This is a genomic window from Filomicrobium insigne, from assembly GCF_900104305.1.
GTDB lineage: Bacteria > Pseudomonadota > Alphaproteobacteria > Rhizobiales > Hyphomicrobiaceae > Filomicrobium > Filomicrobium insigne.
Window position 1 is genome coordinate 1236247 of the sequence record NZ_FNJC01000001.1, and the last position, 18038, is coordinate 1254284.

Genomic DNA, 18038 nt, shown 5'->3' on the forward strand with positions numbered 1-18038 from the left:
TTAGTTCTGAGCCGAGATGTCTGCTTTTGCGAGATGTGGCTCGACGAGCGAGCCCGGCCGTGCCTTCAGGTGTCCACTGACTATCACGCGGTCACCCTCCTCCAGGCCTTTATTGATGATGACGTTCGGCGAGACTTGGTCTCCGAGCTCAACGCGTCGCATCTCAACCTTGTTATCTTTGTTCACGACAAGAACATAGGCCCCCTCCTGATCGAGTAGGACGGCTGATTGAGACATCACCAGCTTCTTTTCGGCTGTTTTGGAAATAACCGATACGCCAAGGAGCTGCTGATCGACGAGGAGGCGCTCTGGATTGGGAATGGACGCGCGAATTGTCACCGTGTCCGTGCCCGCATTGCCTTCCACTTCGGCGAAGCTAATGGAACCATCGTGCTTGTAAATTGAGCCGTCTGGAAGCGTTAGCCGGACAATGACGTTATCTGAATTGAAGCCTTCACGGCGGGCGTGGAGCAATACACGCTGCGGCACCGCAAACGCGACGTACATCGGGTCCTGCCGGACGACAGTCACGAGGGGATTACTGCTGGGCGTGACGTACTCACCGACTGCATAAGTCGCGCGGCCTGTTCTTCCGTCCATAGGGGATCGGATGACCGTGTAATTCAAATCGAGTTGTGCCTTCGTTAGATTAGCTTTTTCGGCTTCGACGGCGGCTTTGGCTTGCGACAGCTTCGCATCGGCGTCGTCCAGCGTAGCTTGAGACGTCGTTCCCTTGTCTGTCAGAGGCTTAATGCGGTCGTATGTGGCTTGGGCGAGCGCTTGTCCGGCTTGAGCGCTGGCGAGATTGGCTTTGGCCAACTCAACAGCTGCTTCATAGGGTTCACGTTCCAGTTCGAACAGGATTTGTCCGGCTTTGACTTCGGCCCCCTCTTCGAAGCCGCGACTTTTTATGAAGCCTGAAACTCGCGCCTTAATCGTGACTTTGTCGATGGCTTGCACACGTCCGGTGAACGTCTGTTGTGGCGAGATTTCCTGGTTGTGTACCGCGTCCACGATAACGCTTGGTGGCGGTTGATTGGCTCCAGGCGTTTGGCTGCGTGCTTCTTTTGGCCATACCGAACACACCGAAAGGCATATGGCGAGAACGGTGAGAATAGGCTTCGGCGTCATTCAGACGGCTCCTCACAGGAGTTCAATGGCTGAGGGTAAAACCCGTTTAGACCTTATAAGCAAGATTGGCTCGGAAGGTGCCGGTAACGGCACGCTGGGCTAACCTACGATAGAGGTGGGGCTCAACCAAGCTGAGTTTCGCGGTTCCAGCGCATAATGTTTGGCCCGTGAAGCATCGTCTCACGGGCCAAACAATGACATACGTGCGCAGACGGATGAGGTCCAGGGAGAGTAGGTAAACTTATTGTTGCGTGAGGGGGCTAGGGCCTCAGCGACGTTCGTGATCGCGTTGCCAATATACAAACAGCACGGTGACAACCGCCGTGAGGATCATCGTGGCCAGAATGTCAGTTCGGTAGATAAAGGCCAGCCAAGTGTCGAATCCTTTGAAGGTCTTGCCTTTAGCGACCAACAGACCATTGCCTACGACGACGGCCAATACGACCAACGCCGTTAATGCTACGGCGGAAGCGATTTGGATAAGTCTTTTGAAGAACCGCGGAACGGACAACTTTTTGCCGGGTAGGACCAGGGTCGTCTTCACGGACATGGCTCGTCTCTCCGATTTGGCCGATCGGCAAAACATACCTGATTCGTGGTTGGCAAGGGGGATGCTGGCTGTTTTCTCGTGCGTGCGTGCACGGCTGATTTGTCGGTTTTTTCGCGCTTCGTTCGCCTTTTCTGACCGAGATAACTTGTTAAAAGGCTTTTAGTCAGATTGGACAAATCGACTGTTCTGGGATGACCTGCCGCGCAGGATGATGCACATAGAGGGCGGAATAGGGCACGGGACAGTGGGTGGCGGTCGCATCAGTCGCCGTGTGAATTAGGATTTGCGTTGTCCGAGGTCCTTAGGGACTACGGGAGGGAGGTTGCGCCACGGCGGAACCTGAAAAAGGCGTTATGAAAACCGAACTCGTACAATACGGAGCTTTGCCTTACGTCGTTGTCGACAACGAGCCACTGATTTGTCTTGTGACCACTCGGGAAACGAAACGATGGATCATCCCGAAAGGTTGGTCGAAGGTCGGTATGCCGGACTCGACGGTTGCGTCACGGGAGGCCTTCGAGGAAGCGGGCGTCTTAGGGACGATAAGCGAAAAAGTCCTCGGATCGTACGAATATCGTAAGAAACTACATGCTTTTGCTTATGCAAAGTGTCGAGTTAGCGTTTTCGCGCTGCATGTCGATCGTCAACTTCTCGATTGGCCGGAGCGGCGGCAACGTCAAATTGCTTGGCTTGTTCCGCATGACGCTGCAAACCGTGTCAGCGAACGCGGTTTAGCCAATTTGATTGCTGCGTTCGCATACGAGGAAGTATGAGGCGCACGACCGTAATTCCTTTGAAGCCGAGCGTTGACGCCGCGATCTTGACGATGGTCCATAAAGTTCAATGACAATTTCCAACGACGGCAGACTGGTTCGAGGGAGCGCAACACCTGCAACCGACGAGGCGGGCGATGTGGCTCGGCCGGTCTTGCGCAAAGCCTCTCTTGATAAAGATCTGCGAAAGATCGCACACCTTGAGGAAGCGACCCGCTCGATTTCCTTCGGGCTTATGGCTCCAGGCTTGGCGCTGCTGTTTCTCGCGTTTGCTGGAAGCGTTGCTGCAATTTACATCGGTGCGGAACCGAACGCTGTCGTCATCATAGCTGCCGCGGTTATCGGCGGCTATATGGCCCTCAATATCGGCGCGAATGATGTCGCCAACAATGTTGGCCCCGCGGTGGGTTCACGCGCGATGACGTTGTTTGGCGCACTTATTATTGCGGCGATCTTCGAGTGCGCTGGTGCGCTTATCGCGGGTGGAGACGTCGTCGAAACCATTGCCAAAGGGATTATCAGTCCCAGCGTTCTGCCGAGTGAGCAGCAGTTTGTCTGGGCTATGATGGCCGCATTGTTGTCATCAGCACTTTGGATTCACCTTGCGACCTATATCGGTGCGCCAGTGTCGACGACGCATGCGGTTGTTGGCGGAGTCGTGGGCGCGGGCATTGCCTCAGTCGGCTTCGGTGCAGTGAACTGGACGACGATGGGGGCAATTGCGGCAAGCTGGGTTATATCACCTTTGCTGGGCGGCGTGATCGCCGCGATATTTCTAGCCTTCATTAAAACGTACATCGTTTATCGTGACGACAAGATTGATGCGGCGCGTTTCTGGGTCCCGATCCTTATTGCGATCATGGCCGCGTCGTTTACGGCCTATCTGATAATGAAGGGGCTCAATCACATTTGGAAGCCCGACGGAACGACGCTCTTACTTACCACCGTCGCGACGTTTTTCGTGTCATTGGCAGTTCTGCGGCCTCTCATTCGCCGGCAATCGGAGGGGATGGAGAACCGTAACAGGTCCTTGCGAAAGCTCTTTCATGTTCCGCTCATCTGTTCGGCAGCATTGTTGTCGTTCGCCCACGGTGCCAACGATGTTGCGAATGCGATCGGCCCCCTTGCAGCTATTCTCAATGCAGTCGAGCAAGGTTCTGTCGGGGCGGCTGTGGATGTTCCTGTTTGGATTATGCTCATAGGAGCGCTGGGTATCAGTATCGGCCTATTTCTCTATGGGCCCCGGCTCATACGAATGGTCGGTCAGCAGATCACGAAGATGAATCCGATGCGCGCCTATTGCGTCGCGCTGTCCGCGGCGATCACCGTTATTCTCGCTTCAGCGCTGGGTTTGCCGGTTAGTTCCACGCATATCGCGGTCGGTGCGGTTTTCGGGGTTGGGTTTTTCCGTGAATATTATACGACCCACAGCCGCCGCCGCCGCGAGTACATGCTCAAGAAGAACAAAGGGAAAAAACAGACGGCGCGCCACTACGTGGTTGACCCCCAAAAGTTGCAGCGCCGGAAGCTTGTTCGCCGCTCGCACTTCATGGTCATTGTCGCAGCTTGGCTCGTAACGGTTCCCGCAGCGGCAACCCTTTCGGCCATCCTCTATACCGTCATTATGCTTTGGCAGGGTTGAGTTGCTGTTTGTTTATCGAATGATATCAAAATTTTTGAACGAACGACGTAAGAGCCGCGTGTTTGAAGCAATTTGAGCTCTAGTAGGGTTGACTGCGACAGGCAGGCGCACCATCCTTGCACCGCTATGTAAGTTGGCCCGTGGCAGAACCGTGTGTCTCAATATGCCACCGGAAATCGAGAAACGATCCGAAGAGCCAACACTGGGAGGGCGCCGGCTTGGCCGAGACCCTGTCAAGAATGATAGAATACTGCATTAGGCAGTAACGGTCCGAACATGTATGGACGGGAGCGGCTTCGGCTCCGCTTGCAGATCCCTAAGGGGTCGGCGCGCGCCGAATGTATCCGGGAGCCTAACTATGAGTGATGACTCGGTTGAAACTGAGGAATTGAAAATTACACCTTTGTATGACCTGCATATAGAGCTTGGCGGTCATATGGCGGAGTTCGCCGGATACGACATGCCGTTGCACTTTGGTAATGGGCTGTTGAAGGAACATTTACACACGCGCACCCAGGCCGGATTGTTCGACATCTCGCATATGGGACAGATCCGGATACGCCCAAAATCTGGCCATATGGCAGATGCCGCGGAAGCCCTGGAACGGCTCGTTCCGGCTGACATTGCCGGCCTGAGTGTAGGCCAGATGCGCTATTGTCTCTTCACGAACTCACGCGGACGGATCCTTGATGACTTTCTCGTCATTCATGGTGGAGACCATTTTCTGCTCGTGACAAATTCGGGCCGCAAGAGTGCTGACGAAGCCTACCTGCAGCAGCACATTTCAGATGAGTGCTCGATTGAGCCTCTCGACCGCGGGCTCATCGCATTGCAGGGGCCCGAAGCCGAGGTCGCCCTTTCCGATGTCGCACCGCGTTGTGCCGAGCTGCGGTTCAGGGAGGCCGCGGAGTTCGAAATTCTTGGTGCGTCTTGTGTGGTCTCCAGATCAGGCTACACCGGTGAGGATGGTTTCGAGATTTCCGTTCCGGCCGACAGAGCCCGTGAGATTGCCGAGGCGTTGCTCGAGCACGAGGCCGTTGCCCCGATTGGATTGGGTGCGCGCAACTCGCTTCGTTTGGAAGCGGGCTTGTGCCTGTATGGTTGTGACATCGATGAAACGACAACACCCGTAGAGGCCGGCTTGAGTTGGGCTATTGCGAAATGCCGTCGTCCGGGTGGCACTCGCCCTGCAGGATTTCCCGGTTCCGACGTGATTTTACAGCAGCTCGAGAATGGTACAGGGCGGCGTCGCGTCGGGTTAAGACCTCTCGGGCGGACACCTCTGCGCACCGGCGCTCTCCTGGTCGCTGAGGAGGAAGACGAACTGGCTGTCGGAAACGTCACTTCGGGCGGGTTTGGTCCAAGCCTTGGCGGTGCACCAATCTCTATGGCTTACGTGGATGCTTCGTTTGCCGTTCCGGGTGCCGGGGTCGTTGCGGAAGTTCGCGGGCAATTCTTGCCGGCTATGGTTGTTGAGCTGCCGTTTGTTGCCCCGCACTACAGACGTGGAAATGGGAACAGTTTACGGTCTAAGTGATGTCGGTGCTTAGGGCACTGTTCCTCAGTCAATTTCCCAGGGTGGTTTTGAACCAAAGCGTTTGACCAGGAAATCGATGAAGACGCGCGTCTTCGCCGCGAGATATCGGTTCGGTGCATAGAGTGCCGATATGCTCAAATCGTCTGGTGGATAATCTGCGAGTACGACTTGCAGGTCGCCTGCCCGGATCGCTGGGCCGATAATGAATGTTGGCAGGCTGGTGATACCGTGGCCGGCGATGGCCGCAACGCCCAGGATCTCTCCATTGTTGCAGCACATTTTTGAGTTTACCGGGACCGTGAGAAGTTTTTCGCCGTCTCGTAGACGCCATCGCTGCATGGCTGTGGCGTAGCCGTATGTCAGGCAGTCGTGGCGGGATAGCTCTGAGGGATGCGTTGGAATCCCGCGCTTCTCCAGATATGCCGGCGCGGCTGCGAGTACCAGACGTGCGGGTGCAAGTCGTCGCGCAATCAAGCTTGAGTCGGTGAGTTCTCCAATCCGGATCGTTATGTCGACGCCCTCGGCGATGGGATCGATGAAGCGGTCATTGAGCGTCATCTCGACGGATAAATCCGGATAGAGCTGCATGAACTCGGCGATGCTTTCGGCCAGGTAAAGCGTTCCGAACGATGTTGGAGCATTGATCTTGAGGATGCCTCGCGGTTCATCATGAAGACGCGAGATTTGGGCTTCTGTCTCTTCGACCTCGGCCAGGATCGAAATGCAGCGTTCATAGTAGGCCAGGCCTGCCTCTGTCGGGCTGACTCGGCGCGTGGTGCGATCAAGAAGCCGAGCGGCGAGGAGAGTTTCCAGTTCCATCACCGCTTTGCTGACGGCCGATCGTGTCAGCCCCAGTTCGCGGCCTGCCTCGGCGAAGCTGCCGGTGGCAACGACCTTCGCGAAGGCATTCATGGCGTCGAGCTTATCCATTTATTGGTTCCGTTTTGGAAGCAGTTTGGGTTTGATCCTCCCAATTGTATCCATGCGTCACGGATGTCAAATATCTCTCCAGATGCTGGGCGCTATGGCCTGGATGCAAAATGAAGAGGTTTGCCATGCTGACACTGCGAAGAGCTGAGGAGCGCGGGCGTGCCAACTTTGGCTGGCTCGACAGCCGGCACACGTTCTCGTTCGGTCACTATCATGATCCCAAACACATGGGTTTTGGTCCATTGCGCGTTATCAATGATGATCGGGTCGCTGGCGGCGGTGGGTTTCCCACACACCCGCACGCCGACATGGAAATCGTTTCCTATGTGCTGGATGGTGCTTTGGAACACGTCGACAGCCTCGGCACGGGATCCGTGATACGTCCTGGCGACGTCCAACGGATGTCTGCCGGTACGGGTATCCGCCATAGTGAATTCAACGCGTCTGCAGATGAGCCGGTCCATTTCCTGCAAATCTGGATCATTCCCGAGTCTCGCGGACTTGAACCGAGCTATGAGCAGAAAAACTTCAGCGACGATGACAAGCGCGGTGTTCTGAAACTCGTTGGTTCGGGGGATGGCCGTGAAGGTTCTGTGATCATTCATCGAGACGTCGATCTTTATGCGACGTTGCCTGGAAAGGGCGGAAGGATCACGCATGAGATCGCGCGGGGTCGTATCGGGTGGGTTCATATCGCCCGCGGTTCCGCGTCGGTCAACGGAGAAGACCTAAAAGCTGGAGATGGCGCTGCGATTGGGCAGCCGGGCAAGATCGAGCTGACAGGAACTTCCGATGAGGCTGAGATCTTGTTGTTCGATATGGCCATCTAATTGCGGTTACTCTACCGAGATCGCCGGTCGTGAGCCTGTGACCTTGTCGGTTTAGTCCGGTGTGGATACCGGCGCGCGGGCGGCGGTTCTCGGAGGTTCTTTCAGGAAATTCCTTCAGGAGCTACGAAGATGAATACAAATATCCATACCAGTCGAGCTATCGCCGATGACCGTGTATCCGTGGCCAGCGCGGAATTGAGTTGGACGATCGTGCGTGTCGCGACGGGTCTAATTCTAATGCCTCACGGCGCACAAAAGCTGTTTGGCTGGTTTGGTGGCGGCGGCCTTTCTGGTACGGCGCAATATTTCGAACAAACCTTCGGCTTGCATCCCGGCCTTTTGTTTGCAGGCGCCGCCGGACTGACCGAATTTGTCGGTGGTCTGTTTCTGGCGATTGGGTTTTTGACCCGGCTTTCAGCCGCCGCGGTTGTCGCGCTGATGAGCTATGCCGTCATCGCAGTTCATTGGAGCAACGGCTTTTTCTGGACCAACGGTGGCATCGAGTATCCGTTGCTTTGGGGGTTGGTGGCGCTTGCCATCGTCATTCGTGGCGGCGGGGAGTACTCGGTGGATCGTGCCGTCGGCTGGAAGTACTGAGCGTGTTGCCTCTAAGTGATCGAGCCGGGAAGCAGTCTGGCTTGATCATTTCGTTGGTGCTGGGCGAGAGCGTCGTTTCACGTTCGGTACGAGATGATAGAGCGTCATTGAACCGATGATCAAAATTGGAACGGCGAGGAACGCGCCGATCGGTCCCCAAAGCCAAAGCCAGAATGCAATAGAGACGAAGACGACGAGCGGATTGAGCGTCAGCCGTCCGCCGAGAATGGCTGGGGTTACAAATTGTCCCTCGAGTCCGTTGAGGGCGATGTACGCGATGGGTGGCGCCAGGGCCATTACCGAGTCGGGGAATGTGAGAAGTCCGACGCCGAGTAGGATGACCGCCATAACGGCTGGTCCGACGTAGACCGCGTAATTGAGAACCATGGCCAGCGCTCCCCACATGTAGGGCTGCGGGAGGCCGATGGCGTACATGGCGATTCCGACGCAAACGCCCAGGCCGAAATTAATGGCTGTGATCGTTGCGACGTAGCGGGACAAATAAGCTTCGGTGTCGCGCACAATACGTGCAACGCTAAATTGAAGCCTTCGTGTCGGAAGGAAGCGCAATCCGCTACGTTTCAAATTCGTCCGCGTCGCGAGAAAGAAATAGAATGTTGCGACGAAAATCAGCAATCTCGCAACCATGTCCGCCGCTGAGGATATAAGATCGGTAATAATCCCCTGCGGTTTGACCGTAACTTCCATCGGTTGGGCTTGCTCTGATTTCGCCGCATCCGAGACTTGCTTCTCGACCTGTTTCAGTTTGTCGATTGGCTCTTTGACCTTTAGCCACTGACGTTCGATGGCGTGAGTGATTTCGGGCAGGCGGCTCGACCAGTTTTCCAGCGGGACAGCGAGTGCGAAAATCAAAAACCCGACCAATGTCACTAGGCTCAGGACAATACCGCCGGCCGCTATACTCGGACGGATGCCGCGCCGTTCCAACCAGCTCGATATCGGTCCGAACGTGAAGCCAACCAGAACGCCAGCTGCGACAGGGGCAAAAATGTACTGTCCAAGATACAGACAGATGCCCAGCGCCATGACGAACAGGGCGATGGTTGAGAATTGCACGAAGCTTTGTGTGAACCGTCTCACCTCAGCGGGAGCTTGAGGGGCGGTGTCATAATTTGGGCCAGTCGGCGCTTCAGCGCGCTCCGCCGCTGAGGGAAGCGCACTACCCACCGTATTTTGCGCCATGAAAATTTTTTCCGGTATTATTGACTTGTCACCTGATGTTCCGCGACGATCTACCCCTCGATAAAATCAGGTGCGGAGCCGAGACATTGCGGAACTGAACCAATCCCGAATTTTTTCAATCGCCGGCGTGGCGGCTTCGGTATCAATGCGCGAAATTGAATCGGCGACCTGTTCAAGACGCGACGTAATTGGCTTGAAATTATACTGCGGAATCGCCGAGACGGGAATGTAACGACTGACGTCAGGCAATTGAAAGTCAGGCAATCTCGAGAAGGCGGATGTCTGTTGACGACGCCTTGGCGTAATTGCCAATGCCAATAAGCACCCGGCGATTGCGGCAAGGGATACAGTTGTCCAGGGATGCTCGCGCATCGCGACTTCAGTTTTTGCACGTGCGCGCGCCATGCGGCGGTCAGCAACTTGGGCTACGACGCCGGCAAGTTGGGTCAGATCTTCACGCATCTCTTTGAGATTGAGATCCGTTCCGCGGTCGTTGGTAGCGGTGTCCGAGACATTCATCGTCGATCCTGACTGTGCAGAAAAGGAACCGGTTGATTGCGGATTCGACATATCGAGATCCCTTTAGTTGTTTGGAGTTCCGGAAGATCAGGGCGAGGCGAACCTACGACTTATAAATAGTGAACCGAACAACGTGCGAGCGTGCGAGAGGTTCCCCAATAGAGACCATGTTGTTTGTGCGGACCGCTCTTGTCAGTGCGGAACTCGCCAGGCTGTCGAACGTTCTCAAGTCACGTTTCATCTTGGCGCTGGCAGAGCAGAAAGGATCTTTCCCATGTCCGCACAATTCAATCCCGCTTCGAATGCTGAAGCAAAGCCTGAGGCGCAGGAAGCACGGCGAGAGATTAAAGATAACTACGAAGCTATTCGCGCCGATATCGCAGACCTTGCGAGCTCGGTGAAGAAACTCGCGGGTTCGGAATTCGGCGGCGTTATCGAGGACGCGCAAGAAGGTGCACAGATGCGCCTTGGTCAGCTGGAGCGCTCTATCCGCGAGAAGCCAACCCAAGCGGCTTTGATCGCAGCAGGTGTGGGCTTTCTTGTTGGTTTGTTGATCGTTCGCTGAGCGTGAATGTCAACGGACTTCCGCTGCGTTTTTCATCTTTCATAAGGTATCAGTGAAATGGCGACTTATCGTGACCCCATAGCAAGCACAGAGAGTGGTTCGCGGCTTTCAGGCAACGGGGACTTTCAAGGTCTGCAAGCCAAAGCCGGCGAAGCAATCGAACAAGCTCAGCATCAAGCCAAAGAGCAGCTTGATCAGCTGCAAGATGCAATCCGGCGGAACCCCCTTGCAGCCGCAGGTATCGCGGCCGGAGTTGGCTTTGTCTTAGCGCTCATTGCCCGTCGATAAATAGTCGGGAACGGATATCCATGTTGACAAACCTCGTCGGCTACCTCGGCACACGTGTTGCTAAACGCACCGTCGATAATATTGAGCGGAAGGTCGTGTGGGGCGCAACCGGTGCGGTCTTGTGTACGCTCGCGCTCGTATTCCTCATGATGGCAGCATACCTGTATCTTTCGCCGTGGCTCGGGCCTGTGTGGAGTGCAGTGCTCTTAGCTTTGATCTGCGCGGTTTTCGGCGTCGCGGCGTTTTTCGCGCCGTCGATCTTGACCTGGCTTGAAAGACAGGCACACGGCGAGGAAAACGGCACCATGAATGCCGTCGATGAAGAGGCCCATGCGGCTGTTGATTATTTTGGACCGCTGCAGGTTGGATTGAGCGCCTTCATGCTGGGGCTGAGCGCTGGTCGAAGTGTTCGGGGTATGCGCAAGTAAGGACGGCGTACATCGGCGTATCAGTTGTCTGCATAGCCCATCGGATTGTTGTCCGGTGGGCTAATTTCGTGACAGCTTTGTCGTGAGAACTCGACCAGCATTCACTGCCTGTGACCAGAGCGTGCGCCAACGCGGGCGATCGGAGGCCGATTGGGTTAGGCAGCGCAGAAGACGCGACCGCTCCGCGTTGGGCATTACGTCCAACATACGCCCCCAAATCGCGTCGACATTGTATGTCTGCTCGGGAGCTAGGACGGCCGGGATGATCTCCTCCGGGAGAACGCCGAGATCTTCAGCCACTGCGCCCATAGTTTCGCGTATCGCTACAGCCTTAGGGCTTGAGGGCTTGGCAAGATCGTATGGCGGGTTCCATTCCTTGAAAGGTCGCAGTTTATCGATGTGCGTTAATACGTACACGACAGGCGGGGGTGCGCGATCCGTCAATGCTTGGAGCTTATCTCTAATCATGCTGAGAATTTTACGGTCGGTTTCGCGGTCGGCCCGGGCCGCTGAGATCACCCACACCACAAGGTCGGAGGCTGTTGCACGCTCGATCAAGCGCGCCAACGCTTCACCCTCTTCAGTGACCCCGGGGCCATCCACGAGAAGTGCCGCGGGGGCGTCGTCGCGGCGTAGCTCGTGAAACGTATAGCCGGCAGGTGTGGGCAGCACATCTATCGCGGCGCTCACGTCGCCACAGAGGGCGTTGACCAAGCTCGATTTGCCAGCACCCGTTTGGCCTGCGATCAGAATGCGCACCGGTTCTGCAAGCGCTGGCATGCTTTCTCTATCAACACGCGTGGTGTTGGTTACGGTTGTTTCGAGTTCTCTCGCGGTCACCTTCATGCGGCCGCTGTAAAGATCTATCGCGGCGCGGCCGACTTCCTTGACGTAGACTTGCGCAATCTTCTTTGAGGCCGCGATGCGGATGTTGTCGAGCATCTGCCGCTGTGCTTGCTCGCGCATTTCGCCACCGATTGCGGAAAGCGGATTCACGACGCCCCGTATGATGCGGTAGATGTCGTACGCCCGCTCGGCAATGGTGATGGCTGATCGCCACCTGTAAATGCTGAGTGCCTGGGCGACGGTGAGACGATCGCCGTAAGGTATCGAGTCGTTAAAGAAGCCACGAAGCTGGCCGCTGACCCGTTCCACTAACGCCAAAGCTTCGGGGACGGTGAAGCGCCATAACGGATCTTTCGCTGATGGATGCATCCGGCGCGCGACGGTTTCTACCGTTTTCGTTCCCAGTTCAATTATTGCGTCGCGGTTTGTCAGACGGTCAGTCGCAACATTTTCCGCCAAAGTATTCACGTCGTCCCAGGCTTCGAGTTCGCGGGCTGTCCACATTGGGTCGGTATCCGCGGGGATGTCGGATTCTGGGCGCGCTGGGTCCTTTTGGGCCAGTTTGTCGGCTTGGGTAATCGTGCTTCCAAGTATCCAACGCTCAAGCCCATAGACGACCAATGTAACCCCGCATGCGGCGGCGGCCCATATGAGGATCGCGTTGTTCTGCCAAAGCCAAATGCTGCCGAGTATTACGAGTGAGGTGATTGGCAAGACCAATGCGATCAGCAGCATAGCGGCGCGCACGTAGGTTGCACCCCACTGACTTTTCGTCTTCCGATCGGTCATTTGCTGGAGTCTCCGCTCGGGTTAGGAAATTCCCGATCCTTTACCATGCGCAGAGCTTCGGCCAGCGCTTCTGCATAAGCCAGACGTACAGCCCCTGGTTCGCTTGATCCGGCTTTTCGGCGTCGTGCGAAGACGCAGGCGGCACGGCCGAGAGCGTATGTCGTGGTGAAGCTCATGGCCGCGGCTGCTGCGGCACCTGCTGTTTGTCCATACACGGGGATTAGCTTTGCGAGTTGGCGTATTCCGTAGCTGCCGGCGTAACGTGCTAAGAGACCGCCGCCCAGAGCAGCGGCGAACTCAGCGTAGGCTCTTCGGTCCCACGGTATTCCGTAGAGCTCAGCGACCTTATGTAGAAGCTTCGCTTGTACAGCCGGGACCGCGACCGCGCCTGCAATGGGTACCACGTCTGCAGCCGCAGCCGCTGTGGCGTAACCTAGAATATAGGGACGGGCGCGTCGCCGTATTGGTTCGTCGGCGTCACTGCGTGCTTCGGTGAGCGCTGTAACGAGAGCTTGAGGTGCTATCCGTTCGAGAGCTTCGTGAAGTGCGGTCAAGCCATATTCGACCGGCTTATAGCCATCTTCTGGTTTGGTGAAATCTATGGGTACGAATGCGATCAGCCCGTCGCCTGGCAGGTTTTCGAACATACGACGTTGATGAGCGAGACTTCGGATCAGATCGTTCGGGACGCCTGCAGCTGCGAGTTTGGACGGATCCGTCGTCGCGAAAGGATAAGGGTCCGGATGCTGCATCGACGGATCGTAAGCTTCATGGAGCGAGGTTTGCGCAACGATGATGGGCCAAGAGCTGTGACGCTGACGGACTTGCTTCAGAGCGTCGATAATCGCTTGCTGCTGGTGATCAAGCGCCTTGATGACAACAATGAGTAAGTTCGCGTGGGCTTCTGCAAAGGCAAGATCTTCACTGGGGTCATAGGACGCTTCACCCAAACCGCGCGTGTCGAGGAAGCGGATGAGAGGCGCTTCGGGTGGGAAGTCGTAAATTCGCGCTGATGCAGTGCATGGCCGGAAGCCGGAACCTACGGGCGCGTCGGCCGTGGGGGTCAGTGCGCGAATGATCGAACTTTTGCCCGATTGGACCTTGCCTAAAAGCCATACGACTGGCGCCAGGGATCGAGCCTGTTCAGCCACGCGCTCATCTTCCCTCAGTTCTTGAGCCTGAGCGGTTTTCTGCCGGTCTGTTTCGGTGTTCCGCGAACGTTGGGACCAGGGTAGACGCTTCCAGGCCTGCGCGAAAACACCGTTGTCTGATTTGGGCATTCGACCTCGATGATCGGGAGCAGCGTGTCCGCGCTACTCTATTGAAAACTCCTGGAAGCGTGCTTTCGTTTCGTTTGAAAGTGGCAACTTCATTGAAGGTTCAGGTGGCTTCTGGTTAGCGGCAGTTGACGTTTTCCCTCTCGTCAGGAAACCACAGCTTAAGCTGTCAGTCCTCTAGCGGGAGCCACGTTACTTGAGCGGTGGCCAACGGGACATAGGTTGCGCGGCTCGCATATGCAAAGGAAGGTGCGATATGGGTCTTCTCGTCGACGGCGCTTGGCAGGATCGCTGGTACGATACTGAAAAGACGGGTGGACGTTTCGAGCGCCAAGCCTCTCAGTTCCGAAATTGGATTACTGCTGATGGTTCGGCCGGCTCAACTGGTGACGGCGGTTTCAAGGCCGAAGGGGGCCGGTATCATCTTTATGTCTCATACGCTTGCCCGTGGGCGCACCGAACGCTGATCGCGCGGCAAGTGAAGGGGCTTGACGATATTGTTTCGGTCGATGTTGTGCATCCGGTCATGGGGAAGGACGGTTGGACGTTTGCGGCGGACTTCGACGGCGCGACGGGCGATCGTGTCAACCAGACCGAGAGACTTTATGAGGTCTATCTGCTCGCTGATCCAAAATTCACGGGACGCGTCACGGTGCCAACGTTGTGGGACCGACAAACACGGCAAATCGTCAACAACGAGTCCTCTGAAATCCTACGGATGTTCAATTCCGCCTTCAACGATGCAGGCGCATCAGGACCTGATCTTTATCCTGACACGCTGCGTGAAAAGATCGACGATGTTAATGCCAGGGTCTATGACACGGTCAACAATGGCGTCTACAAGGCGGGGTTCGCGACCTCGCAACGCGCTTACGAAGAGGCCTTCCGTGAACTCTTCGCTACGCTCGATTGGTTGGATGACCGTTTGAGCCACCAGCGGTATGCAGTCGCTAATTCCACTCCGACGGAGGCGGATTGGCGCTTGTTCACGACGCTGGTGCGCTTTGATGCGGTTTACTTCGGTCACTTCAAGTGCAACTGGCGCGAGATCCGCAACTATCCCGCCCTGTCAGGATACTTGCGTGATCTCTACCAGCATATGGGGGTGGCGCATACTGTACATTTCGATCACATCAAGACGCACTATTACGCGTCACATCAAATGATCAACCCGGCGCGGATTGTTCCGGTAGGGCCTGAATTTGATCTGGATGCGCCCCACGATCGAGCGACGTTATCGTAGTGGCCCTGACCGCCCGTTACTCCGCAGCGTGATGTTGTGGCGTTGCGCTACGCTCCATGACTTCGATGATGCTTGAGCAAAAAGAATCGAGATCGCCAGGGTTGCGGCTGGTCACAATATTGCGGTCCACCACAGCGGGTTCGTCTACCCATTCGGCGCCGGCGTTCATCATGTCCTTCTTGATGGACTGGTAAGACGTCGCGCGTAGCCCGCGTGCGATATCGGCTTCGATCAAAAGCCACGGAGCATGGCAGATTGCTGCGATTGGCCTGCCGGATTTGGCGAAGGCGCGGACAAATTGAACGGCCTTTTCGTTGACGCGAAGCAGATCAGGATTGATCTGGCCACCTGGGAGTACGAGCGCGTCATAATCGTCTGGGTCTGCGTCGGACAAGTTTACATCCACATCGACGTTGCCGCCCCAATCGTCACCGTTCCAACCACGGATTTTTTCCTCTTCTGGGGAAACAATATCGACCTGCGCGCCGACCTCCTTCAGTCGGCGCAGAGGTACGAGCAGTTCGGATTGCTCAAATCCGTTCGTGGCGAGGATTGCGATTTTTGACCTTGCGATGTTCATACGGCCTCCAATCATCACTAATGTTTCTTATTTTGGGCACGGACGCCATTCCAGCGACTGGAGTAGCGCTCCACGTAGGTTGGGATAATCCCAGCATGTCTCGATCGTTCACTTAGAAGATCAAATACAGAAGAACGATCACCACGAGGGGTACGCCCAACAGCCACATGATTACTCCGGGAAGCATTTTTAAAGTCTCCTTTCCGCTTTGCGTTGTGAGATGCGCTGGGCCTTAAGTCGCGAGGGTTTGCTCGTCGCGATGGCTGCCACCTAGAGAAGCTGCCCACCACGCAGCGACACCACTAAGAAGCAAAACGAGGGATGCCCAGAATCCGGCAAATGCGGCACCCTTCCTTGCGGCTTCCACGACACTTTTCGCTCTGTCGATTGCTCCGGTCACCGTTGAGCGAACGCGTTGTTCGGCCTGTTCAAGTGTGAGGCCAGTTTTGCTCTGTATGAGGCGCGCTAGATAGGTGCGGTCTTCCTCTTTAATCTCACCGTTGATGAGGCCCTCCCGCAGGATGCGCATGACTTCCTCGCGCTGTGCTCTGGACGGTCCTGTCTGAGTGGTGGTTGCGGGTTGTCCCGCAGGCGGTTGTTGCGTCTGGTTGGCAGGACTTTCGGGAGCGAATTCGCGCCACAGTGCATCACCGGCATCGTCTGCCACGGGCGCGACGATCTCGGCCGTACTGCGGGCGGCCGACAATGCGGTTTTGGTCGCGAGATTGGCGACGGAACTTCCGATTATGGCGGCGAGGCATGCCCCAATGATGAGAGAAAGCGCCCACACGACGAGCCCATTAGCTCCATCGCGGAAGCCCGTTTCGTCGCTTTTAAATCCGCTCATGCGAGCGCGCATACGTCCGGTGAAGTACGCCCCCATTCCAATGGAATAGATATACGTAAAGGCGAACCATATAGCTGCGATGATGCCGATGGACTCGGCCGATATGCCGTTTTCCGACCATGGTGAAGCTACGAATAACCCCACGGAGGAGCCGAACATTGTTAGTAGTAGGGACATGGCGGTTGCAATTACCGCGCCGGCGACAACTGCCGCCCAGTCGAGATAGGGTCGTCTGCCGGTTACTTCGACGTCGGTAACGACGGCTGTGGTCGCGTTGGGGTCGAACGAAGTGGTTACCATGGTGTGCCTCGCTAGGAGTTGGAGCGCACCGAAGCTTCCGCGATTAGATACGGCCGAGAAGGGCTAGAACCACCAGAATTATGAGTATTGTGCCGATTATTCCGGATGGGGCTGGTCCCCAGCTCCGGCTGTAGGGCCATGCGGGTAAGGCTCCGATGAGCAGTAGGACAAGAAGAATGATAAGGATTGTTTCCAACAAATTCGGCGCCTCCGTTTTCATAAAGTATGAGCTTCTTCAACGCGCCTATTGATCAATCTGTTCCGAATCCAAGTCTTTCGAAGGCTTAAATTTTTATCTCACTCTGACGATATGAATTGCCGATATACTTTTCGGGCAAGCGCTGAAAAGACGCGTATATGTCGAAAAACGAGATAGGGGAAAGCCATGAGAGTGATCGCTGCGGGACTTCTTTTGACGGGCATGATGCTGCCGATGGCGCCATCGGCATATGCAGGGGAGACGATTTCCTATGAGGTCGACGGGGCGGCTTACGAAGGATACTTCGCGAAGGCGCAATCTTCTCAGTCCAAGGGGCTGGTCGTGATCATTCATGATTGGGATGGCCTGACTGACTACGAGATCAAGCGTGCCGACATGATTTCCGACCTCGGTTATGACGCGGTCGCTATCGACCTTTTCGGTAAGGGAAACCGTCCCGTCGAACTCGAAGCGAAGAAAGCCGAAGTTGGAAAACTCTATAAGGACCGGGCCGCCATGCGCTCGCGTATTCTCGGTGGGTTGAAGGAGGCACATCGCCTTAGCAGCGGGAATGTCATGGTGATCGGTTACTGCTTCGGCGGTGCTGCTGTGCTCGAACTCGCTCGTTCAGGCGAGGGTGAAGACATTCGCGGATACGTTTCATTTCATGGCGGGCTCGCTACGCCTGAAGGACAAAGCTATCCGACAGATACGGCACCCATTCTCATTGCCCATGGCGGAGGCGATACGGCTGTTTCGATGCAGGAGGTGGCGGCGTTGTCGGGCGAGTTGGAGAAGGCCAAGGTGACCTACGATATTGAGGTATATTCTGGTGCGCCACACGCTTTTACAGTGATCGGAAGCGATCGCTATCAGGAACGGGCCGACCGGAAATCCTGGGCTGCGTTCGAGGACTTTCTTGAAACAAATCTTGGCGACTGACGTTCGCCGTCGGCGTCCTATC

The 18038-nt window shown here is 56.0% G+C and carries 20 protein-coding genes; 10 read left to right on the top strand and 10 right to left on the bottom strand.

Features of this window, described 5'->3' with window-relative positions; all coding sequences use genetic code 11:
* The gene (locus BLS30_RS05620; protein ID WP_052743708.1) at nucleotides 1–1131 is read right to left on the bottom strand and encodes an efflux RND transporter periplasmic adaptor subunit; all 1131 of its coding nucleotides are present in this window, start codon (nucleotides 1129–1131) and stop codon (nucleotides 1–3) included.
* Between the two features lie 268 nt (nucleotides 1132–1399).
* Nucleotides 1400–1681 (bottom strand): hypothetical protein, encoded by a 282-nt coding sequence (locus tag BLS30_RS05625; protein WP_046477078.1) that lies wholly within the window; start codon nucleotides 1679–1681, stop codon nucleotides 1400–1402.
* A 353-nt stretch (nucleotides 1682–2034) separates the two neighbouring features.
* On the opposite strand from BLS30_RS05625, the gene BLS30_RS05630 reads away from it, so the two are divergent.
* The 3 genes from BLS30_RS05630 (at nucleotide 2035) to gcvT (ending at nucleotide 5633) form a co-directional block, all read left to right on the top strand.
* Complete coding sequence (locus BLS30_RS05630) at nucleotides 2035–2454, top strand: NUDIX hydrolase (protein WP_090227118.1); 420 nt, start codon at nucleotides 2035–2037, stop codon at nucleotides 2452–2454.
* 70 nt (nucleotides 2455–2524) lie between these two features.
* The gene (locus tag BLS30_RS05635; protein WP_090227119.1) at nucleotides 2525–4096 is read left to right on the top strand and encodes an inorganic phosphate transporter; all 1572 of its coding nucleotides are present in this window, start codon (nucleotides 2525–2527) and stop codon (nucleotides 4094–4096) included.
* Between the two features lie 358 nt (nucleotides 4097–4454).
* A complete protein-coding gene (gene gcvT / locus BLS30_RS05640) occupies nucleotides 4455–5633 on the top strand; it encodes a glycine cleavage system aminomethyltransferase GcvT (RefSeq protein WP_090227122.1) in 1179 nt (392 codons plus the stop codon).
* A gap of 24 nt (nucleotides 5634–5657) precedes the next feature.
* Here the strand turns inward: gcvT and BLS30_RS05645 are convergent, their stop codons facing one another.
* Nucleotides 5658–6563 carry a LysR family transcriptional regulator gene (locus tag BLS30_RS05645; RefSeq protein WP_046477072.1) on the bottom strand — a complete coding sequence of 302 codons (906 nt, stop codon included), beginning with the start codon at nucleotides 6561–6563 and terminating at the stop codon, nucleotides 5658–5660.
* A gap of 110 nt (nucleotides 6564–6673) precedes the next feature.
* On the opposite strand from BLS30_RS05645, the gene BLS30_RS05650 reads away from it, so the two are divergent.
* A complete protein-coding gene (locus tag BLS30_RS05650) occupies nucleotides 6674–7393 on the top strand; it encodes a pirin family protein (RefSeq protein WP_244512365.1) in 720 nt (239 codons plus the stop codon).
* A 129-nt stretch (nucleotides 7394–7522) separates the two neighbouring features.
* Nucleotides 7523–7990, top strand: a complete 468-nt coding sequence (locus BLS30_RS05655) for a DoxX family protein (RefSeq protein WP_046477068.1) — start codon at nucleotides 7523–7525, stop codon at nucleotides 7988–7990.
* 45 nt (nucleotides 7991–8035) lie between these two features.
* Here the strand turns inward: BLS30_RS05655 and BLS30_RS05660 are convergent, their stop codons facing one another.
* Both BLS30_RS05660 and BLS30_RS05665 read right to left on the bottom strand, forming a co-directional pair.
* A complete protein-coding gene (locus BLS30_RS05660; protein ID WP_052743707.1) occupies nucleotides 8036–9193 on the bottom strand; it encodes an AI-2E family transporter in 1158 nt (385 codons plus the stop codon).
* 66 nt (nucleotides 9194–9259) lie between these two features.
* Nucleotides 9260–9763 carry a DUF883 C-terminal domain-containing protein gene (locus tag BLS30_RS05665; protein WP_046477067.1) on the bottom strand — a complete coding sequence of 168 codons (504 nt, stop codon included), beginning with the start codon at nucleotides 9761–9763 and terminating at the stop codon, nucleotides 9260–9262.
* A gap of 223 nt (nucleotides 9764–9986) precedes the next feature.
* On the opposite strand from BLS30_RS05665, the gene BLS30_RS05670 reads away from it, so the two are divergent.
* The 3 genes from BLS30_RS05670 to BLS30_RS05680 are packed head-to-tail and all read left to right on the top strand — an operon-like array spanning nucleotide 9987 to nucleotide 10993.
* Nucleotides 9987–10277 (top strand): DUF883 family protein, encoded by a 291-nt coding sequence (locus BLS30_RS05670; protein WP_046477065.1) that lies wholly within the window; start codon nucleotides 9987–9989, stop codon nucleotides 10275–10277.
* 57 nt (nucleotides 10278–10334) lie between these two features.
* On the top strand, nucleotides 10335–10565 hold the full coding sequence (locus BLS30_RS05675; protein ID WP_052743706.1) for a glycine zipper domain-containing protein: 231 nt from the start codon (nucleotides 10335–10337) through the stop codon (nucleotides 10563–10565).
* A 20-nt stretch (nucleotides 10566–10585) separates the two neighbouring features.
* The gene (locus BLS30_RS05680) at nucleotides 10586–10993 is read left to right on the top strand and encodes a hypothetical protein (RefSeq protein ID WP_046477063.1); all 408 of its coding nucleotides are present in this window, start codon (nucleotides 10586–10588) and stop codon (nucleotides 10991–10993) included.
* Between the two features lie 60 nt (nucleotides 10994–11053).
* Here the strand turns inward: BLS30_RS05680 and BLS30_RS05685 are convergent, their stop codons facing one another.
* Both BLS30_RS05685 and BLS30_RS05690 read right to left on the bottom strand, forming a co-directional pair.
* Nucleotides 11054–12628 carry a GTPase family protein gene (locus BLS30_RS05685; RefSeq protein WP_090227128.1) on the bottom strand — a complete coding sequence of 525 codons (1575 nt, stop codon included), beginning with the start codon at nucleotides 12626–12628 and terminating at the stop codon, nucleotides 11054–11056.
* On the bottom strand, nucleotides 12625–13908 hold the full coding sequence (locus BLS30_RS05690) for a GTPase family protein (protein ID WP_090227130.1): 1284 nt from the start codon (nucleotides 13906–13908) through the stop codon (nucleotides 12625–12627). The genes BLS30_RS05685 and BLS30_RS05690 overlap by 4 nt, the downstream gene beginning before the upstream one ends.
* 253 nt (nucleotides 13909–14161) lie before the next feature.
* On the opposite strand from BLS30_RS05690, the gene BLS30_RS05695 reads away from it, so the two are divergent.
* Nucleotides 14162–15148 (top strand): glutathione S-transferase family protein, encoded by a 987-nt coding sequence (locus BLS30_RS05695; protein WP_090227132.1) that lies wholly within the window; start codon nucleotides 14162–14164, stop codon nucleotides 15146–15148.
* A gap of 16 nt (nucleotides 15149–15164) precedes the next feature.
* Here the strand turns inward: BLS30_RS05695 and BLS30_RS05700 are convergent, their stop codons facing one another.
* The 3 genes from BLS30_RS05700 to BLS30_RS05710 all read right to left on the bottom strand — a co-directional run bounded on the left by BLS30_RS05700 (nucleotide 15165) and on the right by BLS30_RS05710 (nucleotide 17074).
* On the bottom strand, nucleotides 15165–15728 hold the full coding sequence (locus tag BLS30_RS05700) for a type 1 glutamine amidotransferase domain-containing protein (RefSeq protein ID WP_170832413.1): 564 nt from the start codon (nucleotides 15726–15728) through the stop codon (nucleotides 15165–15167).
* Nucleotides 15729–15960: 232 nt separating this feature from the next.
* Nucleotides 15961–16875 carry a hypothetical protein gene (locus tag BLS30_RS05705; RefSeq protein WP_046477056.1) on the bottom strand — a complete coding sequence of 305 codons (915 nt, stop codon included), beginning with the start codon at nucleotides 16873–16875 and terminating at the stop codon, nucleotides 15961–15963.
* Nucleotides 16876–16918: 43 nt separating this feature from the next.
* The gene (locus BLS30_RS05710; RefSeq protein WP_197540907.1) at nucleotides 16919–17074 is read right to left on the bottom strand and encodes a DUF3309 family protein; all 156 of its coding nucleotides are present in this window, start codon (nucleotides 17072–17074) and stop codon (nucleotides 16919–16921) included.
* Between the two features lie 186 nt (nucleotides 17075–17260).
* Here BLS30_RS05710 and BLS30_RS05715 point away from each other — a divergent pair, with 186 nt between their 5' ends.
* On the top strand, nucleotides 17261–18016 hold the full coding sequence (locus BLS30_RS05715; RefSeq protein ID WP_090227135.1) for a dienelactone hydrolase family protein: 756 nt from the start codon (nucleotides 17261–17263) through the stop codon (nucleotides 18014–18016).
* Nucleotides 18017–18038: the final 22 nt, after the last annotated feature.

Bases quoted from the DNA above. Each gene is read 5' to 3' on its own strand.
- BLS30_RS05620 (WP_052743708.1), bottom strand. From the start codon at position 1,131: ATGACGCCGAAGCCTATTCTCACCGTTCTCGCCATATGCCTTTCGGTG.
- BLS30_RS05625 (WP_046477078.1), bottom strand. From the start codon at position 1,681: ATGTCCGTGAAGACGACCCTGGTCCTACCCGGCAAAAAGTTGTCCGTT.
- BLS30_RS05630 (WP_090227118.1), top strand. From the start codon at position 2,035: ATGAAAACCGAACTCGTACAATACGGAGCTTTGCCTTACGTCGTTGTC.
- BLS30_RS05635 (WP_090227119.1), top strand. From the start codon at position 2,525: ATGACAATTTCCAACGACGGCAGACTGGTTCGAGGGAGCGCAACACCT.
- gcvT (WP_090227122.1), top strand. From the start codon at position 4,455: ATGAGTGATGACTCGGTTGAAACTGAGGAATTGAAAATTACACCTTTG.
- BLS30_RS05645 (WP_046477072.1), bottom strand. From the start codon at position 6,563: ATGGATAAGCTCGACGCCATGAATGCCTTCGCGAAGGTCGTTGCCACC.
- BLS30_RS05650 (WP_244512365.1), top strand. From the start codon at position 6,674: ATGAAGAGGTTTGCCATGCTGACACTGCGAAGAGCTGAGGAGCGCGGG.
- BLS30_RS05655 (WP_046477068.1), top strand. From the start codon at position 7,523: ATGAATACAAATATCCATACCAGTCGAGCTATCGCCGATGACCGTGTA.
- BLS30_RS05660 (WP_052743707.1), bottom strand. From the start codon at position 9,193: ATGGCGCAAAATACGGTGGGTAGTGCGCTTCCCTCAGCGGCGGAGCGC.
- BLS30_RS05665 (WP_046477067.1), bottom strand. From the start codon at position 9,763: ATGTCGAATCCGCAATCAACCGGTTCCTTTTCTGCACAGTCAGGATCG.
- BLS30_RS05670 (WP_046477065.1), top strand. From the start codon at position 9,987: ATGTCCGCACAATTCAATCCCGCTTCGAATGCTGAAGCAAAGCCTGAG.
- BLS30_RS05675 (WP_052743706.1), top strand. From the start codon at position 10,335: ATGGCGACTTATCGTGACCCCATAGCAAGCACAGAGAGTGGTTCGCGG.
- BLS30_RS05680 (WP_046477063.1), top strand. From the start codon at position 10,586: ATGTTGACAAACCTCGTCGGCTACCTCGGCACACGTGTTGCTAAACGC.
- BLS30_RS05685 (WP_090227128.1), bottom strand. From the start codon at position 12,628: ATGACCGATCGGAAGACGAAAAGTCAGTGGGGTGCAACCTACGTGCGC.
- BLS30_RS05690 (WP_090227130.1), bottom strand. From the start codon at position 13,908: ATGCCCAAATCAGACAACGGTGTTTTCGCGCAGGCCTGGAAGCGTCTA.
- BLS30_RS05695 (WP_090227132.1), top strand. From the start codon at position 14,162: ATGGGTCTTCTCGTCGACGGCGCTTGGCAGGATCGCTGGTACGATACT.
- BLS30_RS05700 (WP_170832413.1), bottom strand. From the start codon at position 15,728: ATGAACATCGCAAGGTCAAAAATCGCAATCCTCGCCACGAACGGATTT.
- BLS30_RS05705 (WP_046477056.1), bottom strand. From the start codon at position 16,875: ATGGTAACCACTTCGTTCGACCCCAACGCGACCACAGCCGTCGTTACC.
- BLS30_RS05715 (WP_090227135.1), top strand. From the start codon at position 17,261: ATGAGAGTGATCGCTGCGGGACTTCTTTTGACGGGCATGATGCTGCCG.